Source organism: Hyphomicrobiales bacterium, assembly GCA_039989895.1.
Classification (GTDB): domain Bacteria; phylum Pseudomonadota; class Alphaproteobacteria; order Rhizobiales; family JACESI01; genus JACESI01.
This window is the reverse complement of sequence record JBDXGY010000002.1, coordinates 136725-157993: the sequence shown is the minus strand read 5'-3', so window position 1 is coordinate 157993 and position 21269 is coordinate 136725. Positions and strand designations below refer to the sequence as shown.

Annotated in this window: 21 protein-coding genes; 7 read left to right on the top strand and 14 right to left on the bottom strand. The window is 46.3% G+C overall.

Annotated elements, in window-relative coordinates; translation table 11 throughout:
• Position 1: 1 nt before the first annotated feature.
• The 5 genes from ABJ081_01480 to tsaD all read right to left on the bottom strand — a co-directional run bounded on the left by ABJ081_01480 (position 2) and on the right by tsaD (position 5431).
• The gene (locus ABJ081_01480; GenBank protein MEP6355335.1) at positions 2-862 is read right to left on the bottom strand and encodes a sugar ABC transporter permease; all 861 of its coding nucleotides are present in this window, start codon (positions 860-862) and stop codon (positions 2-4) included.
• A 93-nt stretch (positions 863-955) separates the two neighbouring features.
• Positions 956-2263: a sugar ABC transporter substrate-binding protein gene (locus ABJ081_01475; GenBank protein MEP6355334.1), complete on the bottom strand. Its 1308-nt coding sequence runs from the start codon at positions 2261-2263 to the stop codon at positions 956-958.
• A 383-nt stretch (positions 2264-2646) separates the two neighbouring features.
• Positions 2647-3288 carry a hypothetical protein gene (locus tag ABJ081_01470; GenBank protein MEP6355333.1) on the bottom strand — a complete coding sequence of 214 codons (642 nt, stop codon included), beginning with the start codon at positions 3286-3288 and terminating at the stop codon, positions 2647-2649.
• A gap of 32 nt (positions 3289-3320) precedes the next feature.
• Positions 3321-4298: an NAD(P)H-dependent glycerol-3-phosphate dehydrogenase gene (locus ABJ081_01465; GenBank protein ID MEP6355332.1), complete on the bottom strand. Its 978-nt coding sequence runs from the start codon at positions 4296-4298 to the stop codon at positions 3321-3323.
• Entirely contained in the window at positions 4295-5431 is a 1137-nt protein-coding gene (gene tsaD, locus ABJ081_01460) for a tRNA (adenosine(37)-N6)-threonylcarbamoyltransferase complex transferase subunit TsaD (GenBank protein MEP6355331.1), read from the bottom strand. Before tsaD ends, ABJ081_01465 begins: the two co-directional genes overlap by 4 nt.
• Positions 5432-5512: 81 nt before the next feature.
• On the opposite strand from tsaD, the gene hemC reads away from it, so the two are divergent.
• From hemC to ABJ081_01440, 4 genes are read left to right on the top strand one after another with little or no spacing between them, the layout of a single operon-like run.
• The gene (gene hemC, locus ABJ081_01455; protein MEP6355330.1) at positions 5513-6466 is read left to right on the top strand and encodes a hydroxymethylbilane synthase; all 954 of its coding nucleotides are present in this window, start codon (positions 5513-5515) and stop codon (positions 6464-6466) included.
• A gap of 24 nt (positions 6467-6490) precedes the next feature.
• Entirely contained in the window at positions 6491-7201 is a 711-nt protein-coding gene (locus ABJ081_01450; protein ID MEP6355329.1) for a uroporphyrinogen-III synthase, read from the top strand.
• A 54-nt stretch (positions 7202-7255) separates the two neighbouring features.
• Positions 7256-8827 carry a hypothetical protein gene (locus ABJ081_01445; GenBank protein MEP6355328.1) on the top strand — a complete coding sequence of 524 codons (1572 nt, stop codon included), beginning with the start codon at positions 7256-7258 and terminating at the stop codon, positions 8825-8827.
• Positions 8828-8838: 11 nt separating this feature from the next.
• Positions 8839-10512: a heme biosynthesis HemY N-terminal domain-containing protein gene (locus ABJ081_01440; protein ID MEP6355327.1), complete on the top strand. Its 1674-nt coding sequence runs from the start codon at positions 8839-8841 to the stop codon at positions 10510-10512.
• An 82-nt stretch (positions 10513-10594) separates the two neighbouring features.
• Here the strand turns inward: ABJ081_01440 and ABJ081_01435 are convergent, their stop codons facing one another.
• The 7 genes from ABJ081_01435 to ABJ081_01405 all read right to left on the bottom strand — a co-directional run bounded on the left by ABJ081_01435 (position 10595) and on the right by ABJ081_01405 (position 17091).
• The gene (locus ABJ081_01435; GenBank protein MEP6355326.1) at positions 10595-11272 is read right to left on the bottom strand and encodes a L,D-transpeptidase; all 678 of its coding nucleotides are present in this window, start codon (positions 11270-11272) and stop codon (positions 10595-10597) included.
• 422 nt (positions 11273-11694) lie between these two features.
• Positions 11695-13011 (bottom strand): MmgE/PrpD family protein, encoded by a 1317-nt coding sequence (locus tag ABJ081_01430; GenBank protein MEP6355325.1) that lies wholly within the window; start codon positions 13009-13011, stop codon positions 11695-11697.
• The gene (locus tag ABJ081_01425) at positions 13001-13834 is read right to left on the bottom strand and encodes a hypothetical protein (protein MEP6355324.1); all 834 of its coding nucleotides are present in this window, start codon (positions 13832-13834) and stop codon (positions 13001-13003) included. The genes ABJ081_01430 and ABJ081_01425 overlap by 11 nt, the downstream gene beginning before the upstream one ends.
• 24 nt (positions 13835-13858) lie before the next feature.
• Positions 13859-15022, bottom strand: a complete 1164-nt coding sequence (locus ABJ081_01420) for an acyl-CoA dehydrogenase family protein (GenBank protein ID MEP6355323.1) — start codon at positions 15020-15022, stop codon at positions 13859-13861.
• Positions 15023-15087: 65 nt separating this feature from the next.
• The gene (locus ABJ081_01415) at positions 15088-16041 is read right to left on the bottom strand and encodes an acetyl-CoA carboxylase carboxyltransferase subunit alpha (GenBank protein MEP6355322.1); all 954 of its coding nucleotides are present in this window, start codon (positions 16039-16041) and stop codon (positions 15088-15090) included.
• Between the two features lie 173 nt (positions 16042-16214).
• Positions 16215-16613, bottom strand: coding sequence for an MAPEG family protein (locus ABJ081_01410; protein ID MEP6355321.1), 399 nt, complete (start codon positions 16611-16613; stop codon positions 16215-16217).
• Between the two features lie 64 nt (positions 16614-16677).
• Entirely contained in the window at positions 16678-17091 is a 414-nt protein-coding gene (locus tag ABJ081_01405; protein ID MEP6355320.1) for a DM13 domain-containing protein, read from the bottom strand.
• Positions 17092-17235: 144 nt separating this feature from the next.
• Between ABJ081_01405 and ABJ081_01400 the strand changes: the two genes are divergently transcribed.
• A complete protein-coding gene (locus ABJ081_01400) occupies positions 17236-17811 on the top strand; it encodes a TetR/AcrR family transcriptional regulator (GenBank protein ID MEP6355319.1) in 576 nt (191 codons plus the stop codon).
• Here the strand turns inward: ABJ081_01400 and ABJ081_01395 are convergent.
• On the bottom strand, positions 17808-18740 hold the full coding sequence (locus ABJ081_01395) for a site-specific tyrosine recombinase XerD (protein MEP6355318.1): 933 nt from the start codon (positions 18738-18740) through the stop codon (positions 17808-17810). The two genes, ABJ081_01400 and ABJ081_01395, sit on opposite strands and share 4 nt — an antisense overlap.
• Complete coding sequence (locus tag ABJ081_01390; GenBank protein ID MEP6355317.1) at positions 18737-18880, bottom strand: histidine kinase; 144 nt, start codon at positions 18878-18880, stop codon at positions 18737-18739. The genes ABJ081_01395 and ABJ081_01390 overlap by 4 nt, the downstream gene beginning before the upstream one ends.
• 239 nt (positions 18881-19119) lie before the next feature.
• Here ABJ081_01390 and ABJ081_01385 point away from each other — a divergent pair, with 239 nt between their 5' ends.
• Entirely contained in the window at positions 19120-19686 is a 567-nt protein-coding gene (locus ABJ081_01385; GenBank protein ID MEP6355316.1) for a shikimate kinase, read from the top strand.
• Between the two features lie 130 nt (positions 19687-19816).
• Entirely contained in the window at positions 19817-21043 is a 1227-nt protein-coding gene (locus ABJ081_01380; GenBank protein ID MEP6355315.1) for a pyrophosphate--fructose-6-phosphate 1-phosphotransferase, read from the top strand.
• The last annotated feature ends 226 nt before the right edge of the window (positions 21044-21269 follow it).

Genomic DNA, 21269 nt, shown 5'->3' with positions numbered 1-21269 from the left:
ATTACACCGTCAAACTCTTTCCAACAATTCGGATAAGGAATATCGCCACAATATTTGCAAGTATGATCGCGAACACACCACCTGCAGAAGCAACACCAACATCAAAGCCTTGCAGGGCCTGAGTAAAGATCAAGAATGCCAAGTTGGTTGATTGAACCCCTGGCCCACCAGATGTCGTAACAAAGATCTCTGCAAAAATAGACAGATGGAAAATCATCTGGATCATAATCACAATAGCAATAGGCCGCGCCAAATGCGGAATGGTTAAATTGAAGAACTGAGCCCAGAATCCAGCCCCATCAAGCGTGGCAGCTTCTTTTTGCTCTCTATCCTGACTTTGCAATGACGTCATGAAAATAAGGATCGCAAAAGGTGTCCACTGCCAACTAACAATAATAATAATGGAAAACAGAGGAAAATCAGAAAGCCAATCTATGGGATCTAAGCCAAACGAAGTCGAAATAAAGGCAAACAAACCGTATATCGGGTTCATCAGCATGTTTTTCCATACTAACGCATTGACTGTCGGCATGATGAAAAATGGAGATATCAACAAGACCCGAACTATACCCCTACCAAAAAAGTCGTGATTGATGAGAAGAGAGATCGCAAGCCCCAAAACAACCGATATCAATAAGACTGAACCAACCAAAATGAGTGTGTTGAGAATAGCGGGCCAGAATGAGGGGTCCGTATAAAAGAATTCGTAGTTAGATAATCCAATAAAGCCAGTTCGATCTTGATAGAGGAGATGGTATCGAATGGTCGAAAAATATATCGTCATCGATAACGGCACTATCATCCACAGTAACAATAATATTACACTGGGCGCCTGAAGCCATTTAGCGAGTGTCGGGTTCATCGCAATTCACTTTTCTGAAATAAAAATAAATATGAAATAGTGTGAGATTCGCTCCTGAATAAACAGGAGCGAATCTCCGTCTCTTGGGAGGTCTTAGTAGTAACCACCCTTACGCATTTCGCGATCAGCAGCTTTCTGAGAAGCAGCAAGTGCGTCCTCTACAGAGATACTACCAGACAATGCCGCAGTCATTTGCTGACCAACAGCAGTACCAATTGCCTGGAATTCCGGAATAGCCGCGAACTGAACGCCTACATATGGAGACGGGTTCAAGGTTGAATCTTCCGGGTTAGCAGACAAAATAGCCTTCAACTCAGCTTCATCAAATGTAGCAGCTTCCTGGAATTTAGGATTGCTGTATGTTGAAACACGTGTACCAGTTGGAACACTTGCCCAGCCATTTGTTTTAGCAACAAGCTCAATGTAAGACTTAGATGTAGCCCATTCGATGAACTTCTTAGCATCACCGGCCTGCTTAGTGCCTGCTGGAATTGCCAAAGACCAAGCCCATAGCCAGTTTGCACCTTTAGTTGTCGCTTTTTGTGGCGACTGTGCAAATGCCATTTTGTCAGCAACTTTCGACTGTTTTGGATCAGTTACAAAAGACGCAGCAATTGTAGCATCAATCCAAATTCCGCATTTACCTTCGTTGATAAGCGCAAGAATTTCGTTGAAAGAGTTGCCTTCAGAACCTGGAGGTCCGTATTTAGTCAACAGGTTAACATAGAAGTTAACTGCTGCATTCCATTCTGGGCTATCAAGAGCTGGTGTCCAGTCTTCATTAAACCATTGAGCACCAAATGAGTTCGCCAAAGTTGTGATGAACGCCATGTTGTCGCCCCAACCAGGCTTACCACGCAAGCAGATGCCGAAAACGCCATCGTCTGGCTTGTGTAGAGCCGCTGCGACTTTTTCCATATGATCCCAAGTTGGGTTATCTGTAATGGTCAAGCCAGCTGCATCAACCAAGTCCTTGCGGTACATGATCATGGAGCTTTCACCATAGAATGGCGCAGCAAACAATTTGCTATCATAGCTCAAACCAGCACGGATTGATGGAAGAATATCATCAACATCATAAGATGCATCAAATTCCAACGGTACAAGCCAGTTGTTTTTACCCCAGATAGGAGCCTCGTACATACCAATTGTCATAACATCAAACTGACCACCTTTTGTGGTGATGTCTGTTGTTACACGACTGCGCAAAGTACCTTCATCCAAAGTAACCCAGTTCACTTTAATGTCTGGATTGGCTTTCTCAAACTCAGGTGTGAGTTTTTGCATTTCAATCATGTGACCGTTATTCACAGTCGCAATTGTAATCTCACCAGCATTTGCTGATAGAGCAGTAGTCGCACACAAGGCCATAGCCAGTGCACATTTGCGGATAATTTTCATATTTTCCTCCCTAGAAATTAAAGGCAATCCAATCGCCTATGGTAATAGTCAATAGATCAAGCCAACTAGTCTAATACTTTTACCTCGAATTAATGTACATTCCCGCCTACCGTGCATAAAATTTATACAAATAATATGACTTTTGTATCGGAATTATATTAATTCAGATAATTTATATTGGCCTGAATATTTCAGATCGTCTTGAAATCGTTACTCCCGTCACAACGAAATGGTCTAAAATATGACCAATGATAAGCCTAAAAAATTATCATATGCAAGACACTTAAGCGCACTTAGTGGTTTTCATTATAAAATTGATTAATTCACAGGCCACATGATTCTATCATTTATGAAGGCCTAAAAGGCTCCTAGAATTGGCTCTTCTATTGGCTTGTATAAGGATATGAGCGGCTCATTGAGCCAGCCGTCGGCCCTCTTGTCCCGCGGTACAATGATCCGTCTGTTGTGCAGGTGGCGGGTATCTCTATTTCATCTGCAATGGTGCGGGCCAATGTATTAGCGTCTTTGTTTGCGCGTGCATCAACAAGACCAATAACGCAGCCAATGCCTTTATTTTCTTCAGTGGCAACAGAGCTGACAACTAGAACCTGTCCTTGTAATTTCTTACTTGCCCCACCCGTTTCAGGGTCAATGTTATCAAGAAAAGCGCGGTGAATTACAGCCATCGGTTTGCCCTTTTTAAGGCGCCATTCAAATGTGGTGCTTGCCGAATTCCAGACATTAAAACTTTCCCACGCGCTATCAATGAACGGCTGGCTTAAATTGCCAAAATGAACGCTTTCACGCAGATCGCCATATTTGATGTAAATAGGATATGTGCCGTAACCTTTACATCGCAAGATCCCGCCCTGTTCGGCCTCTTCTTCGGTAATCCCATCAAGAAGCATACAATCAGTATCTAAATTTAACTTGGTGTAGGTGGACGTGACTTTATCGCTATATGCATAAGCGGTGAGCGCTAACAAAATGATTAATGCTACTGGTATTTGGCGTATCTGAGTCATTTTGAGCTCCAAGACAGTTTGATGAGCCTATTTTAAATGGTTTCTACTTTCAAAGGACGGGAAAGAAGTTGCGTCATTGCTTCAGTAATATCTATTTTTTGAGATAGAACACTGTCAACTGCGTCGATAATTGGCGCATCTATATTGGCATCGCGGCATAACTGAGCTGCAATGCCAGTCGTGTGCACCCCTTCTGCGAGCTTCATAGAACTCAAGTTATCCCCCGCACCCATAGCCATACCATAGGCAAAATTGCGCGATTGTGGGCTTGAACATGTGAGCATCAAATCGCCGAGACATGACAGACCCATTAATGTCTCCGGCTGTGCGCCGAAATATTGTGCGATGCGCGCAAGCTCCGCAAAGCCGCGCGTTGTAAGGGCTGCCTCTGCACTAGCGCCAAGCTTTTTTGCGCGTGCAATACCAATGGCAAGGGCAATAATGTTCTTGAGAGCGCCACCAAGCTCCACACCGATTATATCATTTGATGCGTAAAGCCGTAATGCTGGGCTTGAAATAGCTTCAGCAAGCCTAGCTGCCACCTCAAGGCTAGGGGCCGCCAATGTAACCGCCGTTGGTAAGCCACGAGCAACATCATCGGCAAAACTTGGGCCTGACAGCACAGCAATAGGATTATTCGGCATAACTTCGCGCGTGATCTCGCTAACGCGCTTGCCTGTGGTGCTTTCAATTCCCTTAGCACAAAGAACCAATGTTGCAGTTGGTTTAATTATCTCACGAAATTTCTCAAGGATGCTTCTAATTGCCTGTGCTGGAATAACCACAAGTAAAATATCAGCTCCAGCCATGTCAGCAGGGTCTGCTGTCGGCTGAATACCCGCCGGAAGTGGAATGCCTTCTAAAAATTTTATATTTTGGTTTTGTTGGCGTATATCTTCAATAACACTGGTGTCACGCGCCCACAAAGTGGGGTTTTGACCTTTACGCGCGATACTGGCGGCAAGAGCTGTCCCCCATGCGCCGCCCCCAATAACAGAAATATCAGTCAAACTTTTGCCCCTCGTTTGCCGTGTCCTACCAGTGCCTCACTCATTGTATCAAGGGGCCAGCGCGGGCGTGGTGTAAAGTCCATATCACCCTCATTGCCAATAGCAATATGCTCAGCAGCAGCCCATGCAATCATCGCGGCATTATCTGTGCAAAGCGCAAGAGGTGGTGTTGAGAGCGCCCAGTTTTCTTTTTCACATATCAGTCTAAGGCGCTCAGCAATCATTTTATTTGCTGCCACACCTCCAGCTACAACCATCGTGGGACTTTTAAGATCTGGAAACTCATCTCTAAAATGTATGAAGGCTCGCGCAACACGGTTTTCTAAAACATCCGCCACAGCAGCCTGAAACGAAGCACAAATATCGGCAACATCTTGGTTATCTAAAGGCGCCGCTTTTTCTGCCGCCAGTCGCACAGCCGTTTTTAAACCTGAAAGAGACAAATTAAGCGTTTCATGGTTTTGCATCGGACGAGGAAACTTAAATCGTTCTGCATCCCCCCTTAATGCGGCTTTCTCAACGGCTGGACCGCCGGGATGATCAAGACTCAGCATTTTTGCAGTCTTATCGAAGGCCTCCCCTAATGCATCATCAATTGTCGTGGCCAGCCTGCGATAATGCCCTACACCGTGGACAATCAAAATTTGAGTATGCCCACCAGAGACCAAAAGCAACAAATAAGGAAAGGCAATGCCATCGGTTAGGCGGGCGGTAAGGGCGTGACCTTCCAAATGATTGACAGGATAAAAAGGCTTGCCGAGTGCTTTGGCCATCACCTTAGCTGTCATTGTAGCAACAAGCAGTCCGCCGTTTAATCCCGGGCCACAAGTAGCAGCAATAGCATCCACATCATTGGCTTCCAATTCTGCCTCACTCATTGCCGCGCGAACAATGCCGTCCATCGCATCAACATGGGCGCGTGCAGCAATTTCTGGCACTACACCACCATAAGCCGCATGTTCATCAATTTGACTATACACAATATTGGATAAAATTTCGCCTTCACCATCACCAATCCAGCGCACAACACTTGCCGAGGTTTCATCACAACTTGATTCAAGCGCTAGCACAAGGCGCTCACTCGGCGTGGCGCTTGAGGCAACATTCGTTCTTTGGTTTTTATTTTCTATCATGACAGACGTTGAACCAGAGCGATAAATGGGTAAGGTGCGGCATTCTATCTTCGACTATCACCTGAGCAGAACTTTTTGCAAATGAAACCTCATCTCTTCTCCAATGAAAATCCAATCAAAATTGGCACGCGCGGCAGTGATCTCGCCTTAGTACAAGCACATGAGGTGAAAAACCTCCTAATGCGCGCTCATGGACTGGATGCAAATGCGATCTCTATCAAGCTCATAAAAACGACCGGCGATATCGTGCAGGACCGCCCTCTCTCAGAAATTGGCGGCAAAGGACTTTTCACGAAAGAAATAGAACAAGCCCTAATAGAGGGTGAGATTGATATTGCCGTTCATTCATCAAAAGACATGCCGACAGTGCTGCCTGATGGATTGGTGCTTGATGTGTTCTTAGAGCGCGAAGATGTGCGCGATGCTTTTATTTCCAATGAGGCGGAAAACCTTGGCGCGCTATCCCATGGCGCCACGATTGGTTCTGCTTCCTTGCGCAGACAAGCGCAACTGAAACGCTTTCGCTCAGACTTCAATGTCATTATTTTTCGCGGCAATGTACAAACACGTCTGCGCAAGCTGAATGAAGGGCAAGCCGATGCGACTTTATTGGCGGCCGCTGGTTTGAGCCGGCTTAAAATGACGGATATTATTGCGGACTATCTCGACCCAGATATTTTCCTTCCTGCCTGCGCCCAAGGTGCCATTGGCATTGAAACGCGGGGCGGCGATGATACAACCCATGATTTCATTATGCCATTGCATGATAGCATTACCGCAGCGGCAATCCATGCCGAGCGGGCATTTTTGAAAGTCTTGGATGGCTCGTGCCGCACGCCCATTGCTGGCATTGCTAAAATTGACAGCGGTAAGCTTATTTTCAAAGGCGAGGTCCTGCGACCCGATGGCAGCGAAAGCTTCGACATTGAGGGCGTTGGCAACATTGATGATGCGATTGCTATTGGTGAAGAGGCAGGCTTACGGTTAAAGTCACGACTGAGTGCAGACTTTCTGGAAAGCCTGCATCAGCGATAAGCGAGAACGGCCATGCGCCTTTTGATGACACGACCACAACCAGATGCCAGTATTTCTGCTGACAGATTGCGTCAGCTTGGTCACGAGGTAATTGTCAGCTCCGTTTTAAATGTGACTTTTTCAAACAACCCTCTCTCATGGCATCAAGACATGGGCCTTGTGGTTACAAGCCGCAACGGAATAAGAGCACTTTCAACGCTTTCCACGGATGAAATGCGGACAAACGCAACTTTATTTACCGTCGGCGATGCAACAGCAGCACTTGCAAAAGAAGCCAAATTTAAGAATATAATTTCAGCATCTGGTGCCGTCGATGATCTTGCTTCTTTAATTGCAGACAAAAAACCAGCCAGCACACTCTATATTTGTGGCCGTGACAGAAAAAGCGAGCTTGACACTAAACTTCAAACACGAGGCATTCCCGTTGAAATAGCGGAACGTTATCACGCAGATTTTGCCACATCCCTCACGAAGGAAGCAATAAACGCGTTTGAAAAACAAACCATAGACGGTGTACTTCATTATTCAGCAAGATCAGCAGAAGCCTTTATTCTTCTCATGAAACAGCAAATAGTTAGTTATTCAACTAAACAAATAACACATTTCTGCCTTGCAAAAGCCATATCATCTGTGCTGGATAGAAATATTGGGATACACGCTGTGGTTGCGGAGCGTCCTAATGAGCAATCTTTGTGTGATGCCATTGAAGCCTCCGCAAAGAGGTATCGAAATTGAATGCTGACTGGTTCGGCCTTTTGTGCTGAGCCTACTAAGAAGTGAGTGCTTATAATGACGTCTAATGGTAATGATGACAAACCTCAAAATACACAAGGCTCGAAGTCGTCAGGGACAAAGCGAGGAACAAGGCAGAGCGCCCGTGCGCGTGCACGCAATGCAAAGAAAAACGTCACCATAGATCTTGAAGCCAAAGATGTGACGACAAAATCTAAGACAACGAGCACAAAACCAGCGGCGGCATCTACAAGCAAAAAAGCAGAAACAAAAACCAGCCCCACTCAATCAACTAAACCATCGCCATCAGTGATTGGGTCAACCTCGCCAAAAAATACGACAACATCAAAGGCGTCTACCAACACAAACGAACCGTCAACAGCCAAGACACGCACCACATCTGCAAAACCAAGTGAGGACAAAACGCCCGCGAAAAATAACAACGGGATTTTCAAAACTCTGATATCTGCGATCATTGGCGGCGTAATCGCGATACTTGGCTTTCTCCTGTTACAGTTTGCAGGATTGATCCCCTCTATGACCGCCACATCTGATGCGCCTGCTTTAGATGCTCTTGAACAACGCCTCGCCATTGTCGAAAATTTGCCGACGCCAGAAGGTATCGACCCAACTCAAATCGAAGGCCTCGCAAAGCGCATTGGCTCCGTTGAAACAGCACTTGATACACCAAATATCCCTGAAGAAGTGGCGGCACGATTAACCGCACTTGAAACACGCCTCTCCCAGATGGAAGCATCAAGACCAACGAATTCAAAAGAAGTGACGGCGGCCATCGCCAGTGCGGTACCAGCTGGTTTGTCCGACCGTCTAGCCGCGATCGAGACGCGCCTAAGTGCTGCAACAGAAAATAGTGGCGAAGGACAAACGACGAGCGAAGAGACCAAAGGTATTATTACTGGGTTATCCGCAAAGCTGGAAACGCTAAAATCAGAATTTGACGTTTTAAAAGGCAACAGTACTGAATTTGTTTCACAACTTTCTGCACTCTCGAAGAAAGTAGACACCACAGAAAAATCGCTCGCCAAACAAAGTGACTCAAGCAATGTACTGCGCAACGTTGCGCAAACCGTCGCGCTTGATAACCTAAAGCATGTTGCTCAATCAGGAGCACCATTTGCTGAAGCGCTTCAAGCATTGAAAACGACAGGTTTCCCATCGCAAAGCATAGCGCTGATTGAACCCTATGCTGATCAAGGCTTGCCTGATACAGGCACCCTGAAAACACAACTTGATGAGCTGATCGGCACGGCCACAGCACGAGCCGAGCCAGTTGCACAAACCACTGAAGCACCTCAATCAGCTCTTGAAAAATTATTGAGTAACGCACGGTCTGTCATCAAAATTAGAAAAGTGGACGCGAACAACACACCCGCTGAAGGTGCACTGAGTGACATGCAAGAAGCATTTGGCGCGAGCAATCCTGAAGCATTTAAGAAAGCCATGGATGCCCTAGAAGATGGACAAAAAGAGTTGTTTTCAAATTGGGTAACCAACTGGCAAGCACGTCTATCTCTCAAGACACTTCATTTAACGCAAGAAAAGGCGGAGAAAAGTCCTCCCCCTCAAGGTTCAGATGAGCCTGCTTCTTCCGACAATAAAACGAAATAAGGAATTTTTTGATGTTTGGTTTAATCATTTTTCTCATCATTGTATTCCTCATGGCTGCAGGCTTTGCATGGCTTGCTGACCAACCTGGAAGCTTGCTTATCTTAAAATTTGGCGGATTGGAGTTTGCGGAAGAAAATCTTGCCGTCATCGCCGCCATCGCCTTTGCTATTTTACTCGCAATTATCTTCATCTGGATTATCATTACGATGGTGTGGAAGACGCCGGGCAATATTGGCAGTTTCTTCAAAAACCGTCGTCGAGAAAAAGGATGGCGAGCAATCGCTGATGGCGTCATTGCCGTTGGGGCAGGTGACATCTCTGCCGCGAGACGCGCCGCTAAACAATCCAATAAATACTTGCCAGAAGAACCGGTCGCGGGGCTATTAACAGCTCAGACCGCACAAATGGATGGCAAACAAGATGTCGCACGACAAGCTTTTGAGACGATGCTGGCCAAACCTGAAACCAAGGTTCTCGGTCTGCGAGGGCTTTATATGGAAGCCGAAACAACAGGTCAGAAAGAAGCTGCTCGCCTTCTAGTCGAGCAAGCCGTTACCGAACAACCAGGTCTTGAATGGTCGGGTAAAGCGCTTCTATCAATGCAGGCTGCCGATGGTGATTGGGACGGTGCGTTGATAACCCTCGATCAAAATGCAGACGCAAAATTATATGACAAGAAAGAAGCAAAACGTCTTCGCGCGGTTTTACTTACAGCCTCAGCACTTCAGCTTGAAACAAGCAATCCACAAAAAGCCAAATCACAAGCCTTGGAAGCGCATCGTCTCGCTCCAGACTTCGTGCCAGCGGCTGCAACCGCGTCGCGGGTTCTAGCCAGATTAAGCGAATTACGCAAAGCGACAAAGGTGGTGGAAACATGTTGGAAGTTAACACCGCATCCAGAATTAATGGACGCTTATACGCATGTTCGTTCAGGAGATTCAGGGATAGATCGTCTCAAACGAGCCGAAACCTTGAGCAATCTACGACCTAACCATGCAGAAGGATTGATGGGTGTTGCCCGCGCAAAAATGGACGTGCAAGATTGGGATGGCGCAAGGCTGACCCTTGCAAGTTTATTGAACTCTGCACCAACAGAACGTGTTTGCCTGATGATGTCCGAAGTGGAAGAGGGCCAATATGGAGATCGGGGCCGTGTGCGCGAATGGTTGTCTCGTGCCGTACACGCACAGCGCGATGCTGTATGGACAGCCGATGGATATATAGCAGATGAATGGGCGCCAATTTCACCTATTTCTGGCGAGCTAGATGCTTACGAGTGGCGCGTGCCCGTTGAAAATCTTGGTGAAGATCGCGATTTACTATTGGAAGAAATACCGGAAGGACCGCGTGAATTGCCTGTCGTTACTATTGCCGAAAGTGCTGCGACGCTTGCCACGACCATCAATGAAGACAATGTAACAATTCTAAGCGAGCAAACAGATGATTTGGCTGAGAGTGATGACCCCTCACCTGCCGACAGTGAAGTTGTAAGTGACGAGAATGAAACGGATGTGGCATCTAAATCAGCCAATGAAGACGCTCCAAAAGTCGAGGTTATTGCTGATGATCAATCCGCCTCAGATAATGTAAAAGACGTTGGAGACGACCCCATCACTCAAGGCGCAATTGATGATCCCGGCACCAAAGAAGCCGAACCTACCCGAAAACGATTCAAACTCTTTTAAGAGTGACAAGAGTCGTTTCCCCATAAAAAAACCACCGGATAGTATTCTGTCCGGTGGTTTTTAATTTTAATATCGTATGAGATCAACCAATCACAACGAGACGTGCTCCAACATTAACACGCTTGTAAAGGTCAACAATGTCCTGATTCCATAGTCGGATACAGCCGCTTGAAAGTGATTTGCCGATGCTGCTTGGGCTGTTTGTACCATGGATGCGATACAATGTGTCGCGACCACCTTGGTAGATATAGAGCGCCCGCGCACCAAGTGGATTTGTTAAGCTTGGCGGCATGCCTTTAGCCCATTTTTTCAACTGAGGCTCACGGCGGATCATCGCAGCAGGCGGTGTCCAAGTTGGCCATTCACGTTTAAAACCTATGCGTGCACGTCCTGACCATCCAAACCCTGCGCGGCCAACACCAACGCCATAACGCAACGCTTTTCCATTGGCTTCCACGAGATAAAGGTAGTGGTTATGCGGCTCCACAACAACAGTTCCAGGTTTTTCCTTCGTCTTATAATCGACGCGCTGACGCAGTAACTTCGGATCTATTTTCCCCGTATCAATCAGTGGTAACGGGAATTTTTCATCTGGTTTTGCCGCATATGCAAGCGCATGATATCTCTTTGAACCGACTACTGCCGGTCCTTGAGCTGTTAAATTCGTCGTTTGGCAGCCAGCTAAAACGGCTACTGATGCTAAACTACCACCAGCAAAAGCACGGCGTGATAGTAGGCTAATTTTCTTAGTATTTGACATATATCCCAAGCCCATCTTCCAAGATCACAACGATCTTGATATTAAAAATAGATCATTTCGATCTTACAAATTCAATCTTCTCTTGCCGCCGAATCAGAAAATACAACTTTCAGGTGCAAGCATTCATTAACCATGTGATAGCTATTTGTTAGTTTACATACAATTAAAAGATCAGGAAAAAATGCGTAATGATTTGCAGTTGTTGCAAAATAATCTCTATTTTGAGGCCTAAGTGACCTTTTTGTGATCGATTTGATGTTTCGAGGTTATTAATTTGACGCCTTTTGCATCAATCTCGTTCAAACAATGACCGTTCAAATGAATCAATCCCAAAGGCTATCCATCAAAATAGGCGACCACCTATTAATTCTATAACCGTAGGTGCCGCCCTGACGATAAACGCGGTTAAAAGCGTTGCTCGGTTACGCGCCTAGTAAAATTTCCAAGTTAAACGGGTGATCATATGATGCAGGTCTATTAAGCAGCTCCCAAATTCGCTGCATTTTCTCAAACCCTATGAGAGCACCCACCTTGTTCATAATTTTTTCTTCACGCACTTTATAATCTAACAGCTGATCGAGATCATGATCTCGCCGCAGGTTTTCGCCTGAATTCAGTTGGATAGATACGCCCGCCGCTGTCTCCGGTAGGGTATCATCCGTCTTAACCATCACTTTTTCAGCAATTTTTAAAATCTCAGGCATCGAGCACAGCTCATCTGAAAATGTGTCCAAAGCACCCGTGTTGTAACCAGCAAGTTTCGCGGCCGCCGTAACGCAATAACTAAACTTAGCTTCCAGTCCTGTTGTCGGCTTTTTAATATCGCAGACCGTCAGCCAGCGAGAATGTACGGTGATTTCGATGTTCGCGATTTTGTTTAAGTCGATAGTATGTTGAGCAGCGAGCGCATCAAGTGCTTCCAATGTCGCGTGCGTGCCATGACAGCAGGCATGAAATTTATGTTGAATAGAATCGAACACAAAACTATTTCGCGGCTCATCGAAGGATTTATTTTCACCAGCATGGGTTGGACCAAAACCTTGCGGCCCTTCCAATCCATCAACTTGAGATATAAATCCACCCTTAGCCAGAAGTGCAGCTTCAACTCCGTTTGATGCTGCCATGCCCGCATGGAAGGGTTTGCCCATGGTGCCAAATTGGGATTTCAAACCTGACGCGCGGGTGCTAGCAAGGCCCAGCGCATGTTGTATTGTCGCATGTGATAAGCCAAGCAACCTTGATGCCGCGATTGTGGCTCCAAAAGTACCAGCACTCGCCGTTTGATGAAACCCATGTTGATAATGATCACGCCCAAGCCACATCCCAATACGGCAACTGGCTTCACAGCCAACCAATGCGGCCTCAAGAGTTGATTGTCTACTTGCTCCGATCATTTCTGCAATAGCGAAGGCAGCGGGTAGTATGGCAACGCTCGGGTGTCCAATATGGGCAAAATGCGTGTCATCATAATCAAGCGCGTGCGAAGTAGTGCCATTCACAAGGGCGGCAGCGCGAGCGGGAAGTTTATGGCGCGTACCTATCAAACTTGCTTGCGAAGCACCTGCTTCACTAAGTGCAAATTTTCTAATATTCCGGCTCACAGGCTCATCCTTACCCGCTAACGCAACACCTAACCAATCAAGCATAGACAAGCGCATGACGGCGATGCTTTCAACGGGAATATGTTTCATATTAGTCAACTGAATGATGGATTCGGTTATCGATATGTCATGCGTCATCAGAAAAAACCGCCGTGGCCCTCATAATCAATCGCCCCTCCTCCCCTCGCGCCTCAAGCGATAAACCATGATCCGCTTTACTGGCAATCAATCGCAAGGGACGCCCACTAAAAGCAGGACTTGCCCCACGAAATTGAAAGCTCAAAAGCCTGCGCCCTGGTTCACACTCAATTGCAAAATGCATCAAAAAAGTCGCAATCATCGGGCCATGAACAACAAGGTCAGGATAGCCCTCATCATTCGTCGCATAAGGATAATCATAATGAATACGGTGTCCGTTGAACGTGAGAGCTGAATAGCGAAACAACAACACCGAATCTGGATAGAGGGTTCGCTCGCTCAATATCTCAGGCTCTGCGAGCATGGTTGGTGTGCCAGCACCACTGCTATCCTTATAAACGAGTGTTTGCGTCTCGTATAAATATTCCTCTTCACCCGAGGTGAATTGATGCCCAACATCAACAAAGATCAACGGGCCTGCAGTCCCGTCTTTCAATTTAACATCGAGAATTTCAGAACAACGGCTGACGGGTTGATTAAGAGGGAGCGGTTTTTGAAAATTAATTTTTCCTGATGCCCACATGCGATAAGCCAAGGGAACAGGCGGCAGAAACCCCCCTCTTTTGGGGTGCCCATCTTCTCCAACGTCACTGATAGAAACCGTGGGTGGGGATAAGCACCAATGAATACCTGCTGTCGGTGCACCACTTATTACCTCATCCCGCAAAAGCGTTTTGTTGAAGCGATCGAGCAAACCCTCAGTGATAAGATCAAGCGCTGTCTCTTTGCGCCCTATCCAGCTTTTGAGATATTCAATATCCATTTTCAGCTCCCTCTCAGCCTTGACCTAATATGATCTTGGCAGGCCCAAAACATGTTCCGACAGATAGGATAAAATCAAATTTGTTGAAATAGGAGCTACTTGATAAAGCCGCGTTTCTCGAAATTTTCGCTCGATATCATATTCTTCAGCAAACCCAAAGCCGCCATGGGTTTGTACGCACACATTCGCCGCCTCCCAGGCAGCATCTGCTGCCAGCATTTTTGCTATATTGGATTCTTCACCGCAATCCTCACCAGCTTCAAACAATTTGGCGGCCTTATGAACCATTAATTCTGCTGCCCGCAGCGCCGCATAAGCTTTTGCAATAGGAAACTGGATGCCTTGATTCTGTCCGATAGGGCGATCAAAAACCTTGCGTTCATTTGCATAATCCGTCGCTTTTTCAATAAACCACTTTGCATCTCCGACGCATTCCGCCGCGATTAAAATTCGTTCAGCGTTCATACCAGATAAAATATACCTAAAACCTTTGCCCTCGACACCGACAAGATTTTCAACCGGTACTTTCACCTCATCAAAGAAAACTTCGGTGGTGGCGTGATTCATCATTGTACGGATAGGGCGAATGGTCATCCCGTTATTTTTGGCTTCATTCATATCGACTATAAAGACTGAAAGCCCATCAGAGCGTTTCACTGTCTGGTCTTTCGCCGTGGTGCGGGCAAGCAGCAACATCAGGTCAGAATATTCCGCGCGGCTGGTCCATATTTTCTGACCACTGATGATATAATTATCACCCTCTCTACGCGCAAAAGTTTTGATCGACGTAGTATCAGTGCCGCTTGTTGGCTCAGTGACACCAAAGGCCTGCAAGCGCTTTTTGCCGCTAGCAATATCTGGAAGATACCGTTGCTTTTGTTCCTTACTGCCATGACGAAGCAGAGCGCCCATGATGTACATTTGAGCATGGCATGCTGCACCATTAGCGCCTTGCAGCTGAATTTCTTCCAAAATTGCCGCAGCCCCACTTAAGGGAAGTCCAGCACCGCCATATTCTTCAGGTATTAAAGCCGACAAGTAACCAGCACTGGTCAGGGCCTGTACAAATTCCTGCGGATAAGCGCGTTCACTGTCCAGTTTCCTCCAGTAATCACCTGAAAATTTTTGGCAAAGTTTTGCAACTTGCATGCGAATTTCATGATGTTCGTCTTGGCTATTTTCAAACATTCAACTGCTCCCCAACTTGTGGGATGCAGCCTATCCAAGCGACAGCCATTTTGAAACTGAAATCGTTAGAGGTTTTTACCTATATCAAGGAACCGATCACGACGATGCTGACGCAGCTCATCAGGGGAAAGACCTGAGAGTTCTTTTAAAGACGCCTCAATCGCATTACCAACTTGATGGATCGTCTGGGTTGGCTCGCGGTGGGCGCCCCCAATTGGTTCAGAAATGACGGAATCAATAACACCAAGAGAGGAAAGATCCTCCGACGTGATTTTCATTGTGCTTGCGGCATCTTTTGCGCGTGCAGAATCGCGCCATAAAATAGAAGCCGCTCCTTCTGGGGAAATCACACTATAAATGGAATTTTCAAGCATCATAACGCAGTTGCATGTGGCAATAGCAATCGCACCACCAGATCCACCTTCTCCAACGATCACGGCTATATTGGGAACACCAAGTGAAAGGCAAGCATCTGTTGAGCGAGCAATCGCTTCTGCTTGGCCACGTTCCTCTGCGCCCACACCAGGGTAAGCACCCGCCGTATCAACGAGAGAGATAACAGGTAAAGAAAACCGGTCAGCCATTTCCATAATCCGAACTGCCTTGCGGTAGCCTTCAGGACGGGCGGAGCCAAAGTTATGGCGAATACGGGTTTCTGTATCGTGGCCACGCTCATGGCCCATAACAGCTACAGACTGGCCACGGAAACGGCCAATCCCTGCAATAATAGCTTCATCATCACCGAATTTCCTGTCGCCAGAAAGAGGCATAAAATCTTCGATTAAGCCAGCTGCATAATGAGAGAAATGTGGCCTATCAGGGTGCCGCGCGACTAGAGTCTTTTGCCACGGTGTAAGCTTTCCATAGATATCAGCGAGCGCCTGATCTGCTTTTGCTTCAAGTCTTGCGATCTCATCTTTGATGCCAACAGCATCGCCATCATCACCAAGGGCAAGCAGTTCTTGTACTTTACCAGCAAGGTCTGCGACAGGTTTTTCAAATTCGAGATATTTCATCATTGCATTCTCTTAAACAAAAGACGCTTTTCGTTCAAGCGCTGTAATGTGCTGTGTCATTTCAGTAGCAAGACTTTGTGTCAAGAAAATACAGAATGTAAATAAAAATCATAATCCATATGCAAAGAGGTGCGAGTAATCCTCACACCTCTTTGTTCTAAGGGTTTTTAATGTGCTTAAAGCAAGCCTAAAATAGAAAGGCCAATAGCTATCTGACACATCCAGCTTACAGCAAATGTGAGTGTGCGTGCACCAGGAATACCAAAAACATAGACCACAAAATGAGCAAGACGCGCTAAGAAATAAATCACTGCAGCACCCTCTGTCACAGCATTTGAAACACCGACAGCATGTCCTGCCAGTATAAGGGCTGCAAATATAACCAAATTTTCAACAGCATTTGTGTGAGCAGCCAAGGCTCTTTCAGCCCAAGGCGAATGCGGCTTATCTGTCGCTAATGGATTGCCCATTGCTCGTAATAAACCGCGCACAACGATACGGTTCAAAACATAAGGAAGCCAGAAAATCGCTGTCATTAATGTCGTCAGAATAAGCCAATAAATTTCTGTGGTCATTTTTAGTATCCTTTTGAATATGATGGATTGATGGCAGGAAATGCCCTGCCATCAAAGTTATATTTTATTTAAGAGCTGCAACGCCAAGTGGGACGTCGAATTGTGAGCACCAAATATAAAATTCGTTGAAGTCGGCCGGATTAATGTTTGCAGGCACAGCATAGACTTGTAGACCATCTTTTGATGCCAATTTAGAAAATTCTGCTGCCTTGTCATAGGCGCCATCTTTACCAAAGCCTATTGTTGGTGCTGGTGCACCATCAAGACTAAAGTCTTTTTCTAAGATTACAACATAACCAGTATTCAGCTTCACAACAGAAACGCCACCCGTTGTTATATGATCGCTGCGGCCTTCAAATGTGCCGGACTGTTCCGCTGACGTTGCCTTTTTTGCGAGGGCAGGTTCGGTGGATGCACCAATTGAAACTGCGCTGACACCAATGATCAAAGCGATTGCTACGATAAGTTTCTTAAACATAATTTTCTCCTACTCGCTATTTTTGATAGCGTAAATGTGAATTGTATATTCTTGAACAATAGGTCAAGAACAGGTCATGTAGAGCAATAATGGAACGTTTGGTCAAGAATTATATAATCACATAAATGTGAAGAGGAAACAGCGATGGCAAGGACGAGAGAATTTGATGCATTGGCTGCTGTAAGCGCTGTTGAGGGTATTTTCTGGGAAAAAGGGTATGATGGAACTTCTTATGCCGATTTGACCAAAGCCACAGGGCTTGGCAAAGGCAGTATTTATGCCGCTTTCGGCAATAAAAAATCTCTCTACATAAAGGCGCTTGAAAATTATATCATGCGCGAAGTTGAGGCGCTTGGCGCCCTAATCTTACAAAAATACGAAAATGACCCGTCACAATGGCGTGCATGTTTGATGGATTTTTTCAATGTCGCCATTGATGCCGTTCAAAAACGACAAGACCGTCGCGGGTGTTTTCTGTGCAATGCTGCCGTTGATCTCGCGCCCTATGACAAAGAAGTCGAAGCAACGGTAATGGAGGCATTGGGCAAAGTTAAGTCGGCCTTATCTGTCGTACTGGAACACAACGTCGAAGAGCAAAAGCGAGACGGGATAGCTGAATATATTCTCTCGATTTATCTTGGCATGCGTGTGATGGCGAAAGCGGGCACCACGCCAGCGCAATTAACGGTGGTGCGCGACACAACAATAGCCAGCCTCTAAAGGGATGAATCACTCAAGGGGTGATGGCCCTCAACCAAAGCCCGCAGGCGCTCATCAAGAACATGCGTATAAATTTGCGTTGTTGAAATATCAGCGTGGCCTAGCAGCTGCTGAACCGCTCGCAAATCTGCTCCGTGATGCAAAAGGTGGCTTGCAAAGGCATGACGCATCACATGAGGCGATACTTTCGATGGCTCAATGCCAATGCCGATTGCAAGATCTTTCAAGTCACGACCAAAAGCCTGACGGGTGAAATGGCCACTTTTACCAGATGATGGAAACAGCCATTTTGACGGCGCTTTACGATACATCTGTACGCGCTCCAAATAATGCCCCATTGCATCACGCGCACTATCGGTTAGAGGTACCATGCGCTCTTTTGAGCCTTTGCCAACAACAGATAAAAACCGATGCTCTCGCCCAACCGCACGCGCTGGTAGGCTAACGAGTTCACTCACCCGCAACCCAGTCGCATAAATCACCTCTAACATTGTATAAAGCCGCGCTTGGCGCAATTTTTCTGCGTCACTGCCCTTTGATTGTGCAGCAAGAGATTGTGCACCCTCAATAAGCGCTGTCACCTCTTCTTCCGATAAAATTTTAGGCAGAGGGCGCCCTTGTTTAGGGGCATCTATTGGTCCGGTCGGATCATCTTTTCGCAATCCTTCTGCGAAAAGAAATTTATGCAATTGTCTAATCGCAGACAACCGCCGCGCAACCGAAGAAGCCGCTAACCCTTCATCAGAACAAGAAGCAAGATAAGCGCGAATATCCTCGCTTCCTGCTTTATCCATGATCGTGCGTCTCGCTTTTAAAAAGCCGCTATAGGAGCTTAAATCGCGAGCATAACTTTCAAGAGTATTTTGTGCAGCACCTCGTTCAGCGCTGAGCATTTCGAGGAATAATTCCACTCGGCTGCTGTCCGTCACGGATTAATCCGTTTAGCAGGAACAGAAATTGTCATATTTCGTTCATTCGGCTCAACCAAATAAGCAAGAGCAATCATGCTGGCATAGCCAATCCCAGCCAGCAAAAGAATAGTAAAAAGGAACTTAAAAAGACTAGGCATAATCTCTTGATCATGGTTGAAATTGAATTCAAAGCCAAATGGCACTCAATCGCGCACTTCATTGCACGATCCTATATTTATTACAAATACAAGAACATGTCTGCACTATATTATAAATTCCATAGATAGAAAAAACAATGTTGTTCTGTGTTTGCGCTCTCTTCTCGTTGGGCCTTGCTCTCATGCGGCGCCTATTCTAGGGTCGCGACTGAAATCAGGGGGCGAAACAAGAAATATCGATGAAAAAGTGTATTGATCCAAATGACGCTTATCGTGTGCGCAGCGCGCTTAATGGGCGTAACATTGTGTTTGTCGGTATGATGGGTTCTGGCAAGTCAGCGATCGGCAAGCGCTTGGCATCCAATCTAGAATTACCCTTTATTGATGCTGATTCAGCTATTGAAGAAGCCGCAGGCATGTCTGTTGCTGATATTTTTGAATCTTACGGCGAAGTTTATTTCCGTGAGGGCGAACGCAAAGTCATTGCACGTTTAATGAGTGAAGGCTCTACGGTATTATCAACCGGCGGCGGGGCTTTCATGAATGATGAAACCCGTACACTTATTAAAGAAAAAGCGACCTCGATTTGGTTGAAAGCCGACTTTGATACATTAATGGAACGCGTAAGCCGCAAAGATAACCGCCCTCTTTTAAAAACCGACGACCCAGAAGCAACAATGCGCACCCTGCTTGCAGAACGCGAACCCTTTTACGCCAAGGCAGATTTAACCGTTGAATCACGCAATGAAACGCATGAAAAAGTCGTCGAAGCCGTCAATGATGCGCTCCTTGCTCACCTTGAATAGGTAAAACCGCAGACATTTCCACATACTATGAATTATTTAGAAGTGCATGGTTCATCATTGCGCATGAAAAAGCTACAAAGGCTGAATGAGCCATTGATTGCTCTACTATAATCTATAATCAGGTGACCTAATGACCATACAAAAAGTTGCACTTCTCACAGCCGGCGGATTAGCGCCATGTCTTTCATCTTCAATCGGGCATCTGATCCAACGATACACCGAGGTTTCTCCACAAACGGAAATAATCTGCTATTTCGATGGCTATAAAGGCTTGCTCTTGGGAGACAGCGTTGCGGTATCTGCCGAGATTCGGGCAAATGCTAAAGTCCTTTTCGAACATGGCGGAAGCCCCATAGGGAACAGTCGGGTAAAACTCACCAATGTTAAAGACTGTGAGGAACGAGGACTGGTCAAAGCAGGAGAGAACCCACTGGAAGTCGCGGCCAAGCAACTCGTCAAAGACGGCGTTGAGGTACTACACACAATAGGCGGCGACGACACGAACATGGCCGCTGCCAGTCTTGCTGATTATTTGGCAAAAAATGATTATGCCCTTCATGTGGTTGGGCTGCCAAAAACCATCGATAATGACGTCATTCCCATCAAACAAAGTTTAGGGGCGTGGACCGCCGCCGAAGAAGGGGCACGATATTTCACAAATGTGGTGGCCGAACATGGCGCGAACCCACGCATGTTGATCATACACGAAGTGATGGGCCGCCATTGTGGCTGGCTGACGGCATATGCTGCAAAGGTTTATCAAGACGACCTAAAGAAACTAAACTTTTTGCCCCAAATTGGCTTAAGCAAAGAACGCCGATCAGTGCATGCTGTCTTCGTACCGGAGATGGAAATAGACATTGCCGCCGAGGCTGCGCGCTTGAAACAGGTCATGGACGACGTGGGCAACGTCAACATCTTCATTTCTGAGGGGGCCGGTACAGAAACGATTGTCAAAGAAATGGAAGCCGCAGGTGAAGAAGTGCCACGCGACGCATTTGGACATGTCAAATTGGATGTTGTTAATCCTGGTGCTTGGTTTGGAAAGCAATTTGCCAATATGCTTGGCGCCGAGAAAGTACTCACACAAAAATCAGGCTACTATTCACGGGCAGCGCCGTCCAATGAGGTTGATTTGAAACTCATCAAAGCGTGCTGCGAAAAAGCTGTGGAATGCGCCATGGCGGGCATTAGTGGCGTGATTGGTGAAGACGAAGACCAAAATGACGAACTACGTGCAATTGAATTCGCGCGCATTGCAGGCGGCAAACCCTTCGAGATTGATGTTGCATGGTTCGATGATTTGCTCGCAGACATTGGCCAGCCCAAGCTCAACAAAGTTAAAACCGCACATTAAAGCATCTCACCAAGCGCGCCCTTTAAAAACCTGCTAATCTCAGCTAAACATAGCGCCAATGTTTGCAAGAAAGGGCTCTGCGCTCAGCTTAGAGCCCTTTTTCTTTTCTCATAACCCGCTTGCCAGACAATTATTGTTAGAATATTGATATCCTAAAGCGGATTTGAACTATCAATCTAAGCGTGTTTTGATGCCCCAAAGGCTTGTCAATAATATCTCAATGGAA